This is a genomic window from Bradyrhizobium tropiciagri (assembly GCF_018130545.1).
GTDB lineage: Bacteria > Pseudomonadota > Alphaproteobacteria > Rhizobiales > Xanthobacteraceae > Bradyrhizobium > Bradyrhizobium tropiciagri_A.
Map to the genome: position 1 here is coordinate 104,216 of NZ_JAFCKF010000013.1, position 15,505 is coordinate 119,720.

Sequence of the window (15,505 nt, forward strand, 5' to 3'; positions counted from 1 at the left end):
TGCCTGATCCAGGCCTTTGAGGTGCGCATTACCCAACAGGCGCACCAGCACACCTCCGCCCCGATCGGCGAATGGATCCACCTAGCCAAGCAGAAGCCTTCAGAGGGCCACTGGTGCTCGTGCGATTGCCTCCTTCACGAGGCCGATTGAACGTTCAAGCCGATGCAGCAGGGATTCCAGGTCCGATGTGGTCGCCTCTTCCATATGAAGATTTGCCTGGGTGACCGCCCGAGCGACGAGGTCATCGATCTGTTCGTGCGCAGCTGAACCACCCGAAGACACTTCGACGCATCCACCGGGGGTGACGATGATCGAGACCTTTGACCGCTTGAGAATTGCCGCTTCGACGATCGGAACAGACAGTTCAACGGTGCAGATTACCTCGCCTGTCTCGACGAGCCGATAGCCGGCGCTGTACGACGATGGACTGAGCGGGTTCTCATCACCGCGTCCCAGATCCAAAAACGCCTCTACGACAATGGCCATTGATTCCTCATTGGAACCCAGCGAGTGAACCTCGACGGCAAGGTGAAGCCGTGTCAACTTGCCGAATTTTGTTCGCAGTGCACTGTGCACTCAAATATCTTATTTTTAGATAATCTGTAAATCGGATTATTTGGTCGCCCCCTCAGTTGTTTTGGGGGCGGGGATGTCGAGGACGCTGCAGTCGGGACGGCATAAGGCCTTGACCCAGTTTCTAATTGAAAAAAGAAAAAAGGCGGGATTGACGCAAGCCGAGGTCGCTAAGAAGCTCCGCCGATATCAGTCGTTCGTTGCGACCGTTGAGAGTGGTCAACGAAAGATCGACGTGGTTGAACTACTAGCGTTCGCCGAAGCCATCGGCTTTGATCCTCGCGACGCAATAAAGCGGCTGTCGTCGATCAAGGCTGACTAACGCATCGCCGTCATCTTTCAGGCGTCGATCATCCGGTTTCAATCCCTTCGCGCACGAGAGCATAGTTCTGCAGAACAAAGCCAATAGGCAAACCGTATACGTGTGCGACCGATTGGAGACGCACACAGACAGCGATTTCAAAATCGACACGAGTGGTGTTCCCGCGATGCAGAGTGTTGGCAAATCCATGAGATTGCCAAACAATATCCAGAGGCCGCAGGTGTGGCACTTGTCATGCTGACTGGCAGGGACCACCAGCTCGCCGGCAATGTGTTCGAAAGTCGACACAGTTATCGAGTGGGCCGAGCTTCGTTCAATGGTAGGACGCTCGGCCGTGGACCGGGAGACGCGGGGTTCGATTCACCCAGTCAGGACCATCAGATCCCTTTGCCGGCGCCAAGCTGCGTGAAAATGTTCCGACACGCGGCGCCGATCTTGGCGTCCTCGCCGGCCGCGACATAGCCACTGTACGTGAACGTCGGCTGCCGGAAGGGCAGGCTGAGCGCGGCACACCAGCACCGCCAATCGTAGCCGCCGGCGTCTTCGCAGATGCCTTGGCCGTAGCGGACCTGCTCCCAGAACACGCGACTCATCGCGGCGGTGTACGGGCCGCGGCTGACCGCGGCGAGGGCGCCATCGACCAGCTTGTCCTCACGGCGTGCGCGAAAACCGCCACCACTTGGCGCGCGCCCGCGGGATGCACGGCCAGCCGTGAACGGTGCAGCCGAAGTATTTCTCCAGCGCCTCGAAGGTCTCTTCATCCGTCATTGCTGTCTCCATGGGAGTGTCGTCTAGTGATAAGGCACCGGCTTCCAACACCGGTTACGTGGGTTCGATTCCTACCGCTCCTGCCAGCTAAATCAAATACTTAGTTACCCGCTGGCCCGAACGGACGACGAACGGGGACACCCGCGTGATGGAGCGCGAACTGTTGCTCCGCCTCGATCACGGGCGTTGCGATCCACGAGCGCAGTCCGTCCTCGATCGATCTACTTGCGGCTGCAAGACATTCAGCATGCATTGAGCAATTGACTGTGCGGGGCAGTCCGGGGCAATTAGGGCTTAAAGGCAATCCAGCGGTCCGCTGGGCCACGGACACCAAGGATCCAAGCGTGCCGAACGATCAAAATCGTGCCGTGCAGACGGGAGCTGGGACGTACTCCTCAGCCATGGCGGATGCCACGAACTATATGGCCTGGATCCTGGACTCGTTTGGTCCTTACCTGGCCGGACCTGTGCTAGAAATCGGTGTCGGTCACGGAAGCTATGCGTCCGAGCTCCGCGCCTGTGGCCCCTACATGGGCGTCGACATCGACAAGGAGTCGGTTGCCGAGGCGCGCCAGCGGTTTCCTGATCTCGATTTCGCGGTTGCCGATATTACGAATCCGGACTTCCCGGAAACCCTGGCCGGGGACGGCTTTCGCTCCATCGTGTGCTTGAACGTGCTGGAACACATTCAAGATCATGGTCAAGCCGTGAAAAACCTCGCGGGGGCCTTGGTTCGCGGCGGCCATCTCCTGGTCGTCGTTCCCGCACTCCAGATACTGTACAACGACCTGGACCGTTTGGCCGGCCATCATCGTCGCTATCGACGTGACGAATTCCGCGACCTCATGGTGCAGGCGGGCTTGGAGCCCGTGCGTGTCGATTACTTCAATCCCGTGGGTGGTTTCGGTTGGTGGGCAAACCGGCTCATGCGGCATCGTTCTCTGAACGACACGGCCGTCAACTCCCAAATCTCACTGTTCGATCGTTGGTTGGTGCCAGTTTCTCGTGGGCTCAATCCCGTTACCCGTACCTTGTTTGGTCAATCAGTTCTCGCTATTGGGCGCAAGCCATGATCTCAATCGTCATTCCTGCACTCAACGAGCAGGATGCCATCGGCGATACCGTGCAACGAGTGCGGGCGACTCTCGAGGCGGCGAAACTGGTCCCTCACGAAATCATCGTTGTAGACGACGGATCGCAGGACGAAACTGGAATACGGGCTGCTGCCGCCGGAGCCCGCGTGATCCGTCATCCGCACAATGCTGGTTACGGCCATTCCCTCAAGGATGGCATTCGCGATGCCCGTTACGACCTGATTGCGATCACTGACGCTGATGGCACTTATCCTATCGAGTCGCTGCCTATGCTCGTGGAGCGATATCGGAACGGTTTCGATATGGTTGTCGGTGCTCGCAGCGGCACCCACTATCGCGAATCGCTGATCAAGATGCCGCTGAGGTGGATTTTGCGTTCGTTGGTCGAGTGGACCGCGAGCCGTAAGATTCCAGACATCAATTCCGGGTTGCGCGTGTTCCGACGCTCGACGGTATTAGGCTATTTCGATCATCTTTGCGATACATTCAGCTTCACCACGTCGCTGACGCTCGCCTATACGATGACAGGACGCTTTGTTGACTACGTCACCATCGACTACAGAGCGCGGATTGGAAAATCGAAAGTGAAGCTCCTCCGGGATTCGACGCGAACGATCCAGTATATCCTGGAGGCGGCGATCTATTATAACCCGCTTCGCATCTTCCTGTTGATGAGCATGCTTGTTGTTGCCGCCGCGATTTTGAGCTTCTCGGTCGCGCTTGCCACCCAGCTCCACGTTTTCTATTTCATGGGAATCGGCGGCATGATCGCGGCCTTGTTTATTTTCTCGTTGGGCCTGCTCGCGGCGCTGCTACGGCAGATCATGATCAAGACAAGTGCCGAGCGGCAGACCTACGAAGCACAGCCACTGGACGACAGAAGGGATCAATCGCCGCACAATGGCGGGTCGCCTTCAGCTGCGGAGTTTGATCTGCAGTCGAATTTAGTCAACTGACGCGAGACCTTCGGTCTACGGCGAAGGAATCCAGGCGTGTGTGGAATATGCGGAATTTTTCATCGCTCGGGTCGCCCTGTTGTCGAGCCGATACTCCGGCGAATGATAGACGTTCTCGAGCATCGCGGCCCGGACGACTTCGGCGTGTGGTACGAAGGACAGGTCGGGCTCGGCCATCGCAGGCTGGCGATCCGGGATCTTTCGCCTGCAGGTCATCAGCCCCAGTGTGATCCCAGCGGGCAGATCGTCGTTTCCTACAATGGCGAGATCTACAACGACCGCGAGGTGAGGGCGGCTTTGGCCCGAGACTTCGGCTTAACGTTTCGATCGACCTGCGATACCGAGATTATCCCGGTCGGTTACCTGGCGTGGGGGGAGGAGTTTTTCCACCGGCTTGAAGGGATGTTTGCCATCGCCCTGTGGGATCGGGCGGAAAAAAAGCTGGTGCTTGCCCGCGATGGAGTTGGAATCAAGCCAATATTCTATAGCGCAGATCAGGATGTGGTCCGGTTCGCCAGCGAGATCAAGGCGTTGCTTGCCGATCCGCATCAGTCGCAGCGCTTATCATCAGAAGGTGTCCATCGCTTCCTCGCCCGCGGCTATTGCGGCCCGACCTCGACCACGCTCGAGGGAATCCGGCAGGTCCCGCCGGGAACCGTCATGACTTTCACCAGCCACCGGGAAACCTCTCGGCGGTTCTGGCAGCCGAAACGGCAGCCAGACATCCGATCTGTCGATGAGGCAGTCGACGGATTCCTGGCGCTCTGGCCGCAGGTCGTCCGCGATCAATTGGTGAGCGACGTTCCGGTCGGCATTCTTCAGAGCGGCGGAATCGACAGCACGCTCGTAAGCCTTGCCGCAAATGATTCCTCGCGATCACCCACTCCGCTCTTTACGGCGCAATTCGCCGATAAGTCGTTCGACGAAGTCCCCCTCGCGGCTTCGGTTGCCAAGCATCTTGGGGCGCCATTCCATCCCATCTCCGTGGCCGCTCCAGGAGGCCTTGCCGAGGTCCTGCGCCGCGTAGTCAAGATCTACGACGGGCAGGTGGCGGACGAGGCGTCAATACCGCTTTTTCTGTTGTCCGCCGCAGTGCGTCAGCACGTCAAGGTGGCACTGTCGGGCGACGGCGGTGACGAGTTTTTCGGAGGTTATCAGACCTACGCGGCGTCACCTGCTGCTGCTGTGCTCGGTCACCTCTTGCCACGGGCTGTCTGGCAAGCGTTCGGCCGGGCGAGCTACGCACGGGCTGGCAGCGATGAAACCAGATTGCCGCTTCTGGCGAAGGTTACGCGGCTGGCTTTGGGTATTGCTGACGGCGGCGCCAAACACGCTCACGCCTATTGGCGCCGCCTGGTCCCGGCGTTTCTGCTCAACGACCTGTACGGCCCGGAGCTCAGGCCTCTCGTCGATCTGGATCCTTTTGAGGAATATCGCGGCATTTTGGCGTCCGAAGCAGGAACACTTGTCGACCGGTGCCTCGTTGCCGACCAGCGCTTCCATCTGCCCGGCGGCTTGTTGCTGAAAAGCGATGCCATGAGCATGGCGCATGGGCTGGAAATCAGGGTGCCACTGCTGGATCGCCGGGTAATGGAGTTCGCTGGCCGCATCGACGCGCGCTTGCTGCTCGGCAGGACGGGCGATAGCAAACGAGTACTGCGCGCCGCTGCCAGGCGGCTCGGCGCGCCAGAAGCCGTGGTATCTGCCGGCAAGCGCGGCTTCAACACACCGCTTGCCCGTCTTCTGCGGGTGGATCTGCGACCTCTCGCAGAGGACTGTTTCGACAAAGCCGCTGACCGGCTGACTCCCTGGCTTGAGCCGAATACCGTTCGCCGACTGTGGCGCGAGCATCGAGACGCGGTCGTCAATCACGACTACGCGCTGTGGCCGATCCTCAACCTAAGTCTCTGGCTGGATGAAACAGGCGGTAAGCGGGGGCAAGCAGCTGTGCCGCCGCGTGCAATCGCGGTGGCGAATAATGCATTCACAGGCGACGGGGCAGGGGCGCTGCAAACGGGGGCGGGGCATGTTTCGGGAAATCGTTAGAAATTTCTGGTTGTGGCCGGGGACATGGCGTTATGGTCAACTACTCCTCCCTCTCGGTCTACTGATAATAATTCTTGCGCCGCCTAGAATTTACGACGTTAGTCCGAACAGCATATCGCCCGTCAAGGACTATGCTTACTCTTTGGATATGTCGGGCGTCGACGCCTGGGGTGACTCTCCCTCCCAGCCGCAACAATCGAGACTCGTTCTTCTCGAAAATGGGCACCCGCTCGGGCCTGTGCATTCGTTGCATGCCGAGATCATGGAAAAGGGAAGTGGTCGACTCTCTCACTGGGCGAATACGCTCTATTTTTCCGCTTCTGATAATTCCGATCCGCGCACGAATGCACGAACCTACCGTGTCATTGCACCGAATAGATTTGTCGAGTGGGTCGGATGGTTCGCGGGCGGGCTCGGCTTGGCAGCCTTGGTCTGGCCGCTTCTCGCACGCCGGAGTGATAGAGCCGACACCGAGCGGCGGCGTAGCGTCATCGCGCTTGGTGTACTCTGTGGCGCCTCAGGACTGCTCGGTACGGCAATTCTTTTAGGTCTGGCCGGCGGTGATCCGAGCCCGACTAACGCGCAATTCCTGTCGTCTCCGCTTCTCCGCTTCGGTCAGCCCGATCTGATGGTTTTCGGCGGATTGCTCGTTCTTGGTGCCTGCCTTGGTTGGTTGCGTAGCGGCCGGAGTGGCGCTCGCCTGGGCACCTTCGTGGGGTCAGCAGCGGCAGTTTTAGTCGTGATCAATGCGGTTCTTCTGGCATCAGGGCCGTTTTGGAACGTTCTGGTTCCTGACAGCACCTCATATTTGGGAATCAATGCTTGCCGCACGCCGGGCTATTACATTTTCCTGCAAGCTTTCACGAGCATCGACCCCCGTTGGCTCGTAGCAGTCCAGCTCAATCTCCTTATCGCGACTCTGATCGCCATATCCGCCGCTTGCTCCTATGTCACCACGTCGAGCTTGGTGGGAATCGCTACACTCTTCCTTGGACTCGCTTTTGGCGAGCAATTTGGGGCCGCTTTTCAAGTTCTCACCGAGGCCACGTTCACGGCCGCACTTGGTATCGCAGTCGCCGCCGCGCTGGTTTATCTTCGGTCGCGCCGGTTGTGGTCGGCCATCGTGGTCGGCGTCGCGATCGCCATTGCGACGGCGATCAAGGCATCGGCGCCTGTATTTCTCATTTCCGCTGCGCTGCTGCTGCTCTTGCCGGCGACACATCGATTACTGCAAGCCGCTGCGTTGGCCGGAATTCCGGTGCTTTGCCTGTTAGCTTTGATGACGGCCGGGCGAATAACCCATGGCAGCTGGAGTCCCACCAATTTCATGGGAATAGCACTCGTCGGACATGTGGCCTACGGCATTCGGGGCGACGAACGGGCCTCGAATCCCGAGATGTCGGCGCTGATCGATTCGGAAATACGCCGCTATTATGAGAAATGGCCCGCCATCAACCAGCTCGATGACTATGTCCGCGCGTCGCAGAACGACTACAATGAGATGCTTTACCGACATATTCTGCCGATCGTCAGCAAATATCAATTGAAGGACGCTCGGTCGAGCACGCCCGGATTTTCTCACCCCTCAACAGTCTCGGAATATAACACGCTTCTCACCCAAGTCTCTTGCAGCAACGAGAGAAATGGAATCTTGATGTCTTTGGCAGAAGAGGCCGTGCTGCGCTTTCCGGGACGTTATATCGCCCATGTCGGTGCTCACTACTATGGACTATGGTCGTACGCTTTGATTCCGACCAAATACAACGAGATGGCCGCATTGCAGCGCCAGGTTGCGGCTGAGAGCCAGCAAAACATGGAGAAGTGGTCGGTACCGCAAGCATGGCAGGCATCGTCGGCTCGGATTGCTGCACTCAAAGAGTCCGCCGTCGCTGTCGGCGCACACTCACTCATCTTCAGTGATCTGCAAGCGAGCCTCGCAGCCAGGCTCGGGACTACGACGGCAATGCTGATCGGACTTCTCGCAACGATTGCAGCTCTCGGCATGTTCATCCTGCCCCTCATCCCCGGAGATATTGCAGCGCCGGTCGTCGTCGCAGGTTTCGTCGTCCCCTATTTCGCGGTGAATTCCTTGTTCCAGGTAGCCCTTACTCGCTACACGTCAACAGGCGAGTTTGTGATCGCGGCATTCATCACGCTGACTGGCTTTGCACTGATCTCGCGCATCTGGAGCTGGCTCAAAGTTCTTTCTCAACGAGGGCATGATCTTGTCGAAACAGCGTGAAATTGGCGGCTCTTGCTCAAATTCAAGCCCCCATGGGATTCCTGCCTCGGTCAGCCAACCTGGGATCCACGATCACCTCGCGCTCGAACGGGACAAGACGATCTCTGATTTCGGCGACCAGTGGACGCGCCACCAGAAGAACACAGGCCGCTATGCAAGCCTCGAGCAGTTCGAGGACATCGTGGCGCCATTTCTCTCCCGCACCGACTTCCAGCACCAGCGTTGCGCCGACATCGGGTCGGGTACGGGCCGTATTGTTCGCATGCTCATCGACGCCGGTGCGGAGCACGTTACGGCCATTGAGCCAAGTCGGGCCTATGATGTGCTGGTACTCAACACTGCCGACGTTTCCGACAGGGTGACATGCCTCAACTTGCGCGGCGACGAGCTACCGCCCAAGGACTACGGCGTCGTCGTCTCGATCGGAGTGATTCATCACATCCCGGATCCGAAGCCCGTGCTCGAGGCGGCGTTCCGGGGATTGAAGCCTGACGGCACGCTGCTCATCTGGGTCTACGGCCATGAGGGCAGCCAGCTCTATCGGTCGATTTTCCTTCCCGTTCGAATGATCACGCGTCGGCTGCCCGTTCTCATCAATGAAGCGATCGCGGCCATAATCTATCCGGTTACAGTTGCTTACGGTCGGCTCACGGCGCTCATCCCGTTCCTACCTTTGCGGCGCTATATGCAAGAGGTTTATCTCCGCTTCGACCCGCCGGTTCGTCGGTTGGTGATCCTCGATCAGATCAATCCGCAGTGGGCTAAATATTACGACCGAGAGGAGATTGAGACCTTGGTGCGCAGCGTCGGATTCGTCGATGTGCGTCTCCACCACCGGCACGGTTACTCTTGGACGGTGATTGGCCGCAAGCCTGAATAGCCGTGTTCGGAGCCTCATGCTGTTTGCGAGTTCAAAATACATGAAGGTAGTGCCCCAGCTCGTGTTTTCAGAAGTGCCAAATCTCGCACTCGCGCTTATTCGGACGACGTGGCGCGGCCTGCTTGTGCTCGTACTGCTGTTGGGCGCTGCGATGCTGCTAGCTGCCGTCTCGCAGGATGTAAGCCGCAAACGCCTGCAGCTCAATGACACGTCGAGCATCGCAGTATTCGAGCAGATGCAGCGCGCTCGATCGATCGGATCAGTTGATCTCCTTTTGGTCGGCGACAGTTCCTGTTTGATGGGCATCGACGTGAAACGGTTGCGTGAGCGGCTTGGAAAGAGTGTCGCCTCGCTGTGTTCCATTGGCTACCTCGGTCCGGCAGGCTATGCGCTACTGTTGCGGAGCTTCGCCGAGTCAGGAAGCCGATATAAAGAACTCTTACTTGCCATGCATCCCGATTCCCTAATCCGAGACCCCTCTTGGGATTATTGGGTCGAATTTGTCCGCTCGGGAGGACCCAAAGAAGGAAGCGGCTGGCGAGAATACATCGCCACTGGATTGCACTTCGCCGAACGTACCTTTTTGTGGCCGCTTGTCCGCTTTCCAATGCAAGGCCGCTTCGGGCTTTATTACGGAAGCGTGGAGCGCATGCGCGCTGACGTGCGAGCGTCTGGCACAATGATCGAGCCGTCGGCACTGGAATACTCTACGATCGATCAGTTCCTTTCTCACAGCTCGGGTCCTGAGCAAGGCAGATCGCAAGCGTATTGCGATCGGTTTCACCAAGACTGGCCAAATACCCGCTACTTTGACGCGCTACAGGAGTTTCGTAAGACCGTAGACGCGCTAGGCACCCACGTTCATTTTCTTCTCACGGCTCGCCCAAGCAATTGCACCGACGACGTGATCGAGACCCGTGCCGCCGCTGCCCGCTCACGCATAAAAAGGATCCTCGAAGGTCCGCCGGACGCCCTTGCATCCGTTCCGGACACTCTCCCTTCGACCTATTTTGCTTCAGTGACGCACCTGAATCGGTATGGTCGTCAGCTTTATACCGACCAGTTGGTCGCGCCGCTGACCTCTCTGCTTTCCACTTCGGAATAGCTGATCATGTCGTTTGTCCAAGCGGCGTTCTTTGCCTTCTTGCCGATTACTTTGATCTCGTTTCACGCCTGTGCAAGATGGCCCCGACTGCAGAATTGGGTGCTACTGATCGCCAGCGTTACCTTTTACGCATGGTGGGACTGGCGTTTTACCAGCTGGCTCCTACTCTCAATCAGTATCGCCTACGCGGCAGCGATTGGGATCGAACGTTCACGGTGGCGCGGGTCAATCCTTGCTGCTGCAGTCATCGCGCTGCTGGGAATTCTCGCCTACTTCAAGTACGCGAATTTTTTTATAGACAGTTTGGCAGCAATGCTTCGCGCGGCCGGCGTGTCGGTTTCGCTGCCGACGCTCAAAATCATCCTGCCCATCGGAATCTCGTTCTACACCTTCCAGGCTATCGCATATATGGTGGATGTCTATCGGAAGGACATCCGAGCCGAGAGCGATCTCGTTGTTTTCACCACGTTCAAAATATTTTTTCCACAGCTAGTGGCCGGCCCGATTGAGCGGGCCGCACACCTGTTGCCGCAGATCAGGAAGCCGAGTCCTGTCGATCAAGAGATGGTGGACAGAGCTGTATGGCTGATGGTCCTCGGATATTTCATGAAGATCGGAATTGCGGACGTGTTGGCGCCCCACGTCGAATTGGCCTTTTCAGCCAACCAGCCGTCGGGGTGGTGGACGCTCCTCGGTACCTACGCATTCGGGCTCCAGATCTACGGCGATTTTCTCGGCTACAGCCTCATCGCCAAAGGCGTCGCCCTTCTGTTTGGCATCGATTTAATCTGGAACTTCAACTTACCATACTGGTCCACCTCCATCGTCGAGTTCTGGCGCCGCTGGCACATATCGCTGAGCCGATGGCTGCGTGACTACCTTTACATTCCGCTCGGGGGGAGCAGAGGCTCCCAAACGGCCACCATACGCAATTTGATGGTGACTATGCTACTCGGGGGTCTTTGGCACGGCGCGAGCTGGACGTTCGTGCTGTGGGGAGGTTTGCACGGCTTCGCATTGGCCTTGAATCATATTATGGGATCTCAGCCGCCTGCTAGGTTTATCGGAAAGGTAATGGGCTGGCTCGTCACGATGCTCGTCGTCTTCATCGGCTGGTTTCTATTTCGCATCGGCTCCCTGCAGCAAGGGTACGCCATGCTGTCGACTCTTTCGAATATGCAGTGGTTGCCGGCACATTCTGATCTTGCGGTGACTCTGACCAGCGCCACCGTAGGCATTGCCGCGATGGAGTACGCGCAATTGCGTGGCGGTAATTTCTTTGTTTTAAGCTGGAACCCATGGGCTCGAGCTATGCTCTATGCTGGACTTTGTGGGTATACTCTTCTGGTTGCACAGCACGTCGAGACGAAATTCATCTATTTCCAGTTTTGACTTTTCCGCGACATGCGCGATAAGCGCCGACCATGTCTATCCTTGGGCTAGACCGGAAGTCGCGACCCGATGCGTTCGCGGCATGACGTAGCCAAGATCGCGCTGCCGTAGACCGCGCCGTAGTCCGGCTCGAAGAGCTCCCGGCACACGCGCCTGGTGAAGCGGATCTCATCGCCGCGGGCGCGGTGATGGGCGGCCAGCCGCACCAACGCCGGGTTGGGAAGGGTGCCATCGATCTGTGTGATGCGAACGTGCATCATGGCAGGCGCTCCCCAAAAACCGGAGACCTCGCTGATCGCGCGAGCGAACGCTCTTTGCTGAGCCGTTCGAGTGCGCCAGGAAGATGAAGGCATAACGGAGGTGCATGTCTGGAATCGGTTGCAATCATATAGTCAATTCTATCTAAGATTGGATGGGTAACTACATAGTTGTTTCTATTTATTTCAAAGTTCAGTGACCGCTTGCTATTCGCGCTTGAGTTGTGGTCTAGCTTGCGCAATGTGTAATTTTGTCGCAGCGGAAGTCAGTGCGCGAAGTCGAGTTGGAAGTGCAGAGCGAAGTCGATACCGGGCTACAATCACTTGCTTTGTTGCTGCGATTTCACGGGGTTGCCGTGGATGCGGGACAAATTGAGCATCAGTTTGGTGGCGCTCGCATCAAGATCCCGGAAATGCTTCGCTGCGCCAAGCAGCTGAAGCTGAAAGCCCGAGCGGTCTCCGCGGATTTGCCGTATTTGCTGAAGACTCAGCTTCCCGTCATCGCCGAATGCCACAATGACAACTTCGTTATCGTGGGCAGGATATCCGAACAGGATATTCTGATCCATTCGCCTGCTGTGGGGCGACCGCGAACGGTCACGCAAGAGCAGTTTAGTGCCGAGTGGACTGGGCGTGTTCTGCTGATGACCCGCCGCGCGTCGCTTGGCGATCTGGCCAGACGCTTCGATGTCAGCTGGTTTCTTCAGGCGATGCAAAAGTATCGCCGAATGCTGACGGAAGTCCTTGTTGCGTCATTCTTTCTTCAACTTCTCGCGCTCGCTACACCGCTCTTCTTTCAAGTGGTCACCGACAAAGTATTGGTCCATCGTGGGTTCAGCACCCTCGATGTCCTCTTCGTCGGGTTGGTGACGGTGTCGATCTTCGAAGTCGTCCTCGGGGCACTTCGGACATACGTCTTTGCACATACGACAAATCGCATCGATGTAGAGCTCGGCGCGCGCCTGTTCCGGCATCTTTCTGCGTTGCCGATTGGATACTTCGAGACGCGAAGGACAGGCGATTCGGTAGCGCGAGTTCGCGAACTTGAGAACATTCGGAATTTCCTAACAAGCTCGGCCCTGACGCTCGTCGTCGACTTGTTCTTCACCTTCGTCTTCATCGCTGTGATGTTCTATTACTCGCCGGCTCTCAGCTGGATCGTGGTCGGCTCGTTCCCCTTCTATATCGCGTTATCCGCCAGCGTGACGCCCCTTTTCCGTCGCCAGCTTGAAGAGAAGTTCAATCGCGGCGCGGAAAACCAGGCGTTTTTGGTCGAATCTGTCAGCGGTATGCAGACACTGAAGGCTATGGCGGTTGAACCGCAGATGCAGCGGCGTTGGGAAGAGCAGCTTGCGGGATATGTCCAGTCGAGCTTTCGAGTGCTCTCACTGGGAAACTGGGCCGGGCAGGGTGTCCAACTCGTCAGCAAGCTGGTCACAGCGCTAACTCTGTATTTTGGAGCACATCTCGTCATCAACGGTGAATTGACCGTCGGCGAATTGATCGCCTTCAACATGCTGGCAGGCAGGGTAGCGCAACCGGTCCTGCGTCTCGCGCAACTTTGGCAGGATTTTCACCAGACCAGGATCTCGATCGCCCGTCTGGGCGACATTCTCAATACGGCTCCCGAACCTGCGTACAGCCCGGCACGAGCCGCTCTGCCGCCGATACGTGGCGAGATAACCATCGAGCATGTCAGCTTTCGATACCGACCGGATGGGCCGGAGATTCTGCAGGATGTCAGCATCGAGGTGCCGGCTGGACAGGTCGTTGGCATCGTCGGCTCGTCTGGTTCGGGCAAGTCGACCCTGACCAAGCTTGTCCAGCGGCTCTATGTGCCCGAGCGCGGTCGCGTGCTAGTTGACGGCATCGATCTTGCGGTCGCCGACGTCGCATGGCTTCGACGGCAGGTCGGCTCGGTACTGCAGGAGAACGTGCTCTTCAATCGATCGATCCGCGACAACATTGCGCTTGCCGACCCCGGGATGCCAATGGAGCGCGTCATGGCGGCTGCGGAGCTCGCCGGCGCGCATGATTTCATTCTAAGCCTCCCCCAAGGCTATGACACCGTTGTCGGAGAGCGGGGTGCAAGCCTCTCGGGAGGGCAACGTCAGCGTGTAGCCATCGCGAGGGCCCTTGTGATGGATCCTCGCATCCTCATCTTTGATGAAGCCACCAGCGCCCTGGACTACGAGAGCGAACGCATTATCCAGCAGAACATGCGCCGCATTTGCAAGGGGCGAACTGTGCTGGTGATCGCTCACAGGTTGTCGGCGGTCCGTCATGCGGACCGCATTATCACCATCGAGCGCGGTCGCATCGTCGAGGATGGCAGCCATGATGACTTGATCCGCAGACGCGGACGATACGCAGATTTGCATCGCATGCAGGCGGGTATACATGAAGTCGTCTGAACTGCGAGACAATGTCGTCCGGTTGCCGTGGTTGGCGCAACATTCTCGGCAAACTCAGCTTGAATTTCTTCCTGCGGCACTCGAGATTGTGGACACTCCAGCGTCGCCGGCCAGCCGTGCGATTGCAGGTACAATCATTCTTCTCATCCTGGTCGCGCTAGTCTGGTCGATGGTCGGCCACGTCGACATTGTCGCCGCTGCATCTGGAAAGGTTGTACCAACGGGGCGCACGAAGACGGTCCAGCCGCTTGAGACCGGGATCGTCACCCAGATTCTGGTGAGAGACGGCGATCATGTGACCGCAGGGCAGATTGTTATGCGGCTCGATCAGACAATCGCTGCCGCTGAACGAAATCATGTCGCTCACGATCTCCTCGTTGCCCAGCTAGATGTGGCGCGGTTGAGCGCACTGCGCGCGGTATTCGAGACGAGCTCGGATCCGGATGAGCACTTTTCGGCCCCGGCGGAGGCGCCGGCGCCCCAAGTTGCCAGGGCTCGCGCTGCGATGATTGAACAGGCCGCCGCTCAGGCAAACAAGGTGGCGGCGCTGGATGAACAGATCGCACAAAAGACAGCCGAGGCAGAAGAGATCGCGGCGACGATTGCCAAGCTCGAGGCCTCGTTGCCGTTTATCGTGGAAGAGGCCGATGTTCGGCGCAATGCCATGGCAATCGAGTTTGGCAACAAGATTGCTCATCTCGATGCGCAAATCCGCCTGGCGGATCAGAAGAATGAGCTCTTGGTGCAGCAGCGAAAGGCCGCAGAGAGTGTTTCTGCCCGCAGGGCGCTTCAGCGTCAGCGCGAGCAGGCCAAGTCAGAATATGCGAACAAAGTCCTCAGCGACCTTGCGGATGCCGAGCAAAAGGTTGCTGGCCTCAAGGAGGACACCGTCAAGGGTGATCAGAAGCTCGAGCAGCAATTGCTACGAGCGCCGGTCGATGGAACCGTTCAACAGCTCGCGGTACATTCCGTCGGCGGGGTGGTAACGCCCGCGCAGCAAGTGATGATGATCGTACCTGAGGATAGCCATATTGAAGTGGAGGCGATGGTCCCCAATCGCGACATTGGATTCGTCAGTCCCGGACAGGAAGCCGAGATCAAGGTCGATACATTCAATTTCACCAGATATGGGCTGCTTCACGGGAAGGTTCTTGCCGTCTCTCACGATGCCATCGTCAGAGACAAGCCGCAGGACAAATCCAATCCCACGAGACCGCAGACCGCACTTACGGATAGTAGCGAGCCGCAAGGCCAGGAGTTTGTCTACGCGGCAACCATCGGGCTGGACCAAACTCAATTGGATGTCGACGGCCGTATGGTGGAGCTGTCACCCGGCATGGCCGTGACGGTCGAGATCAAGACAGGATCGCGCCGGGTGATTGAGTATCTCCTGTCGCCGTTGCTGCGTTACAAGCATGAAAGCCTAAGAGAGCGATAAGGGGCGGGCATTGGGGGC

At 57.9% G+C, this 15,505-nt stretch carries 13 protein-coding genes; 10 read left to right on the plus strand and 3 right to left on the minus strand.

Annotation, left to right across the window (positions count from 1 at the left end):
* Positions 1 to 99: 99 nt before the first annotated feature.
* The gene (locus JQ616_RS37560; protein WP_212023218.1) at positions 100 to 486 is read right to left on the minus strand and encodes a hypothetical protein; all 387 of its coding nucleotides are present in this window, start codon (positions 484 to 486) and stop codon (positions 100 to 102) included.
* 163 nt (positions 487 to 649) lie between these two features.
* On the opposite strand from JQ616_RS37560, the gene JQ616_RS37565 reads away from it, so the two are divergent.
* Positions 650 to 895 (plus strand): helix-turn-helix domain-containing protein, encoded by a 246-nt coding sequence (locus JQ616_RS37565; RefSeq protein WP_212023219.1) that lies wholly within the window; start codon positions 650 to 652, stop codon positions 893 to 895.
* A gap of 377 nt (positions 896 to 1,272) precedes the next feature.
* On the opposite strand, the gene JQ616_RS37570 is transcribed toward JQ616_RS37565, so the two are convergent.
* A complete protein-coding gene (locus tag JQ616_RS37570) occupies positions 1,273 to 1,479 on the minus strand; it encodes a hypothetical protein (protein WP_212023220.1) in 207 nt (68 codons plus the stop codon).
* Positions 1,480 to 2,007: 528 nt separating this feature from the next.
* On the opposite strand from JQ616_RS37570, the gene JQ616_RS37575 reads away from it, so the two are divergent.
* The 7 genes from JQ616_RS37575 (at position 2,008) to JQ616_RS37605 (ending at position 11,378) form a co-directional block, all read left to right on the plus strand.
* The gene (locus JQ616_RS37575; RefSeq protein WP_212023221.1) at positions 2,008 to 2,736 is read left to right on the plus strand and encodes a class I SAM-dependent methyltransferase; all 729 of its coding nucleotides are present in this window, start codon (positions 2,008 to 2,010) and stop codon (positions 2,734 to 2,736) included.
* Positions 2,733 to 3,713: a glycosyltransferase family 2 protein gene (locus JQ616_RS37580; protein ID WP_212023222.1), complete on the plus strand. Its 981-nt coding sequence runs from the start codon at positions 2,733 to 2,735 to the stop codon at positions 3,711 to 3,713. Before JQ616_RS37575 ends, JQ616_RS37580 begins: the two co-directional genes overlap by 4 nt.
* A 36-nt stretch (positions 3,714 to 3,749) precedes the next feature.
* Positions 3,750 to 5,759, plus strand: a complete 2,010-nt coding sequence (gene asnB, locus JQ616_RS37585) for an asparagine synthase (glutamine-hydrolyzing) (RefSeq protein ID WP_212023223.1) — start codon at positions 3,750 to 3,752, stop codon at positions 5,757 to 5,759.
* Positions 5,760 to 6,006: 247 nt separating this feature from the next.
* Positions 6,007 to 8,001 carry a hypothetical protein gene (locus JQ616_RS37590; protein WP_212023224.1) on the plus strand — a complete coding sequence of 665 codons (1,995 nt, stop codon included), beginning with the start codon at positions 6,007 to 6,009 and terminating at the stop codon, positions 7,999 to 8,001.
* Entirely contained in the window at positions 7,985 to 8,881 is an 897-nt protein-coding gene (locus tag JQ616_RS37595) for a class I SAM-dependent methyltransferase (protein WP_249137828.1), read from the plus strand. Before JQ616_RS37590 ends, JQ616_RS37595 begins: the two co-directional genes overlap by 17 nt.
* 16 nt (positions 8,882 to 8,897) lie before the next feature.
* Positions 8,898 to 9,986 carry a hypothetical protein gene (locus tag JQ616_RS37600; RefSeq protein ID WP_212023226.1) on the plus strand — a complete coding sequence of 363 codons (1,089 nt, stop codon included), beginning with the start codon at positions 8,898 to 8,900 and terminating at the stop codon, positions 9,984 to 9,986.
* 6 nt (positions 9,987 to 9,992) lie between these two features.
* Complete coding sequence (locus tag JQ616_RS37605) at positions 9,993 to 11,378, plus strand: MBOAT family O-acyltransferase (RefSeq protein ID WP_212023227.1); 1,386 nt, start codon at positions 9,993 to 9,995, stop codon at positions 11,376 to 11,378.
* Between the two features lie 47 nt (positions 11,379 to 11,425).
* Here JQ616_RS37605 and JQ616_RS37610 read toward each other — a convergent pair whose 3' ends face one another.
* The gene (locus tag JQ616_RS37610) at positions 11,426 to 11,638 is read right to left on the minus strand and encodes a hypothetical protein (RefSeq protein WP_212023228.1); all 213 of its coding nucleotides are present in this window, start codon (positions 11,636 to 11,638) and stop codon (positions 11,426 to 11,428) included.
* A gap of 266 nt (positions 11,639 to 11,904) precedes the next feature.
* Here JQ616_RS37610 and JQ616_RS37615 point away from each other — a divergent pair, with 266 nt between their 5' ends.
* Complete coding sequence (locus JQ616_RS37615; RefSeq protein WP_349630103.1) at positions 11,905 to 14,049, plus strand: type I secretion system permease/ATPase; 2,145 nt, start codon at positions 11,905 to 11,907, stop codon at positions 14,047 to 14,049.
* Positions 14,036 to 15,487, plus strand: coding sequence for an HlyD family type I secretion periplasmic adaptor subunit (locus JQ616_RS37620; protein ID WP_212023229.1), 1,452 nt, complete (start codon positions 14,036 to 14,038; stop codon positions 15,485 to 15,487). Before JQ616_RS37615 ends, JQ616_RS37620 begins: the two co-directional genes overlap by 14 nt.
* The last annotated feature ends 18 nt before the right edge of the window (positions 15,488 to 15,505 follow it).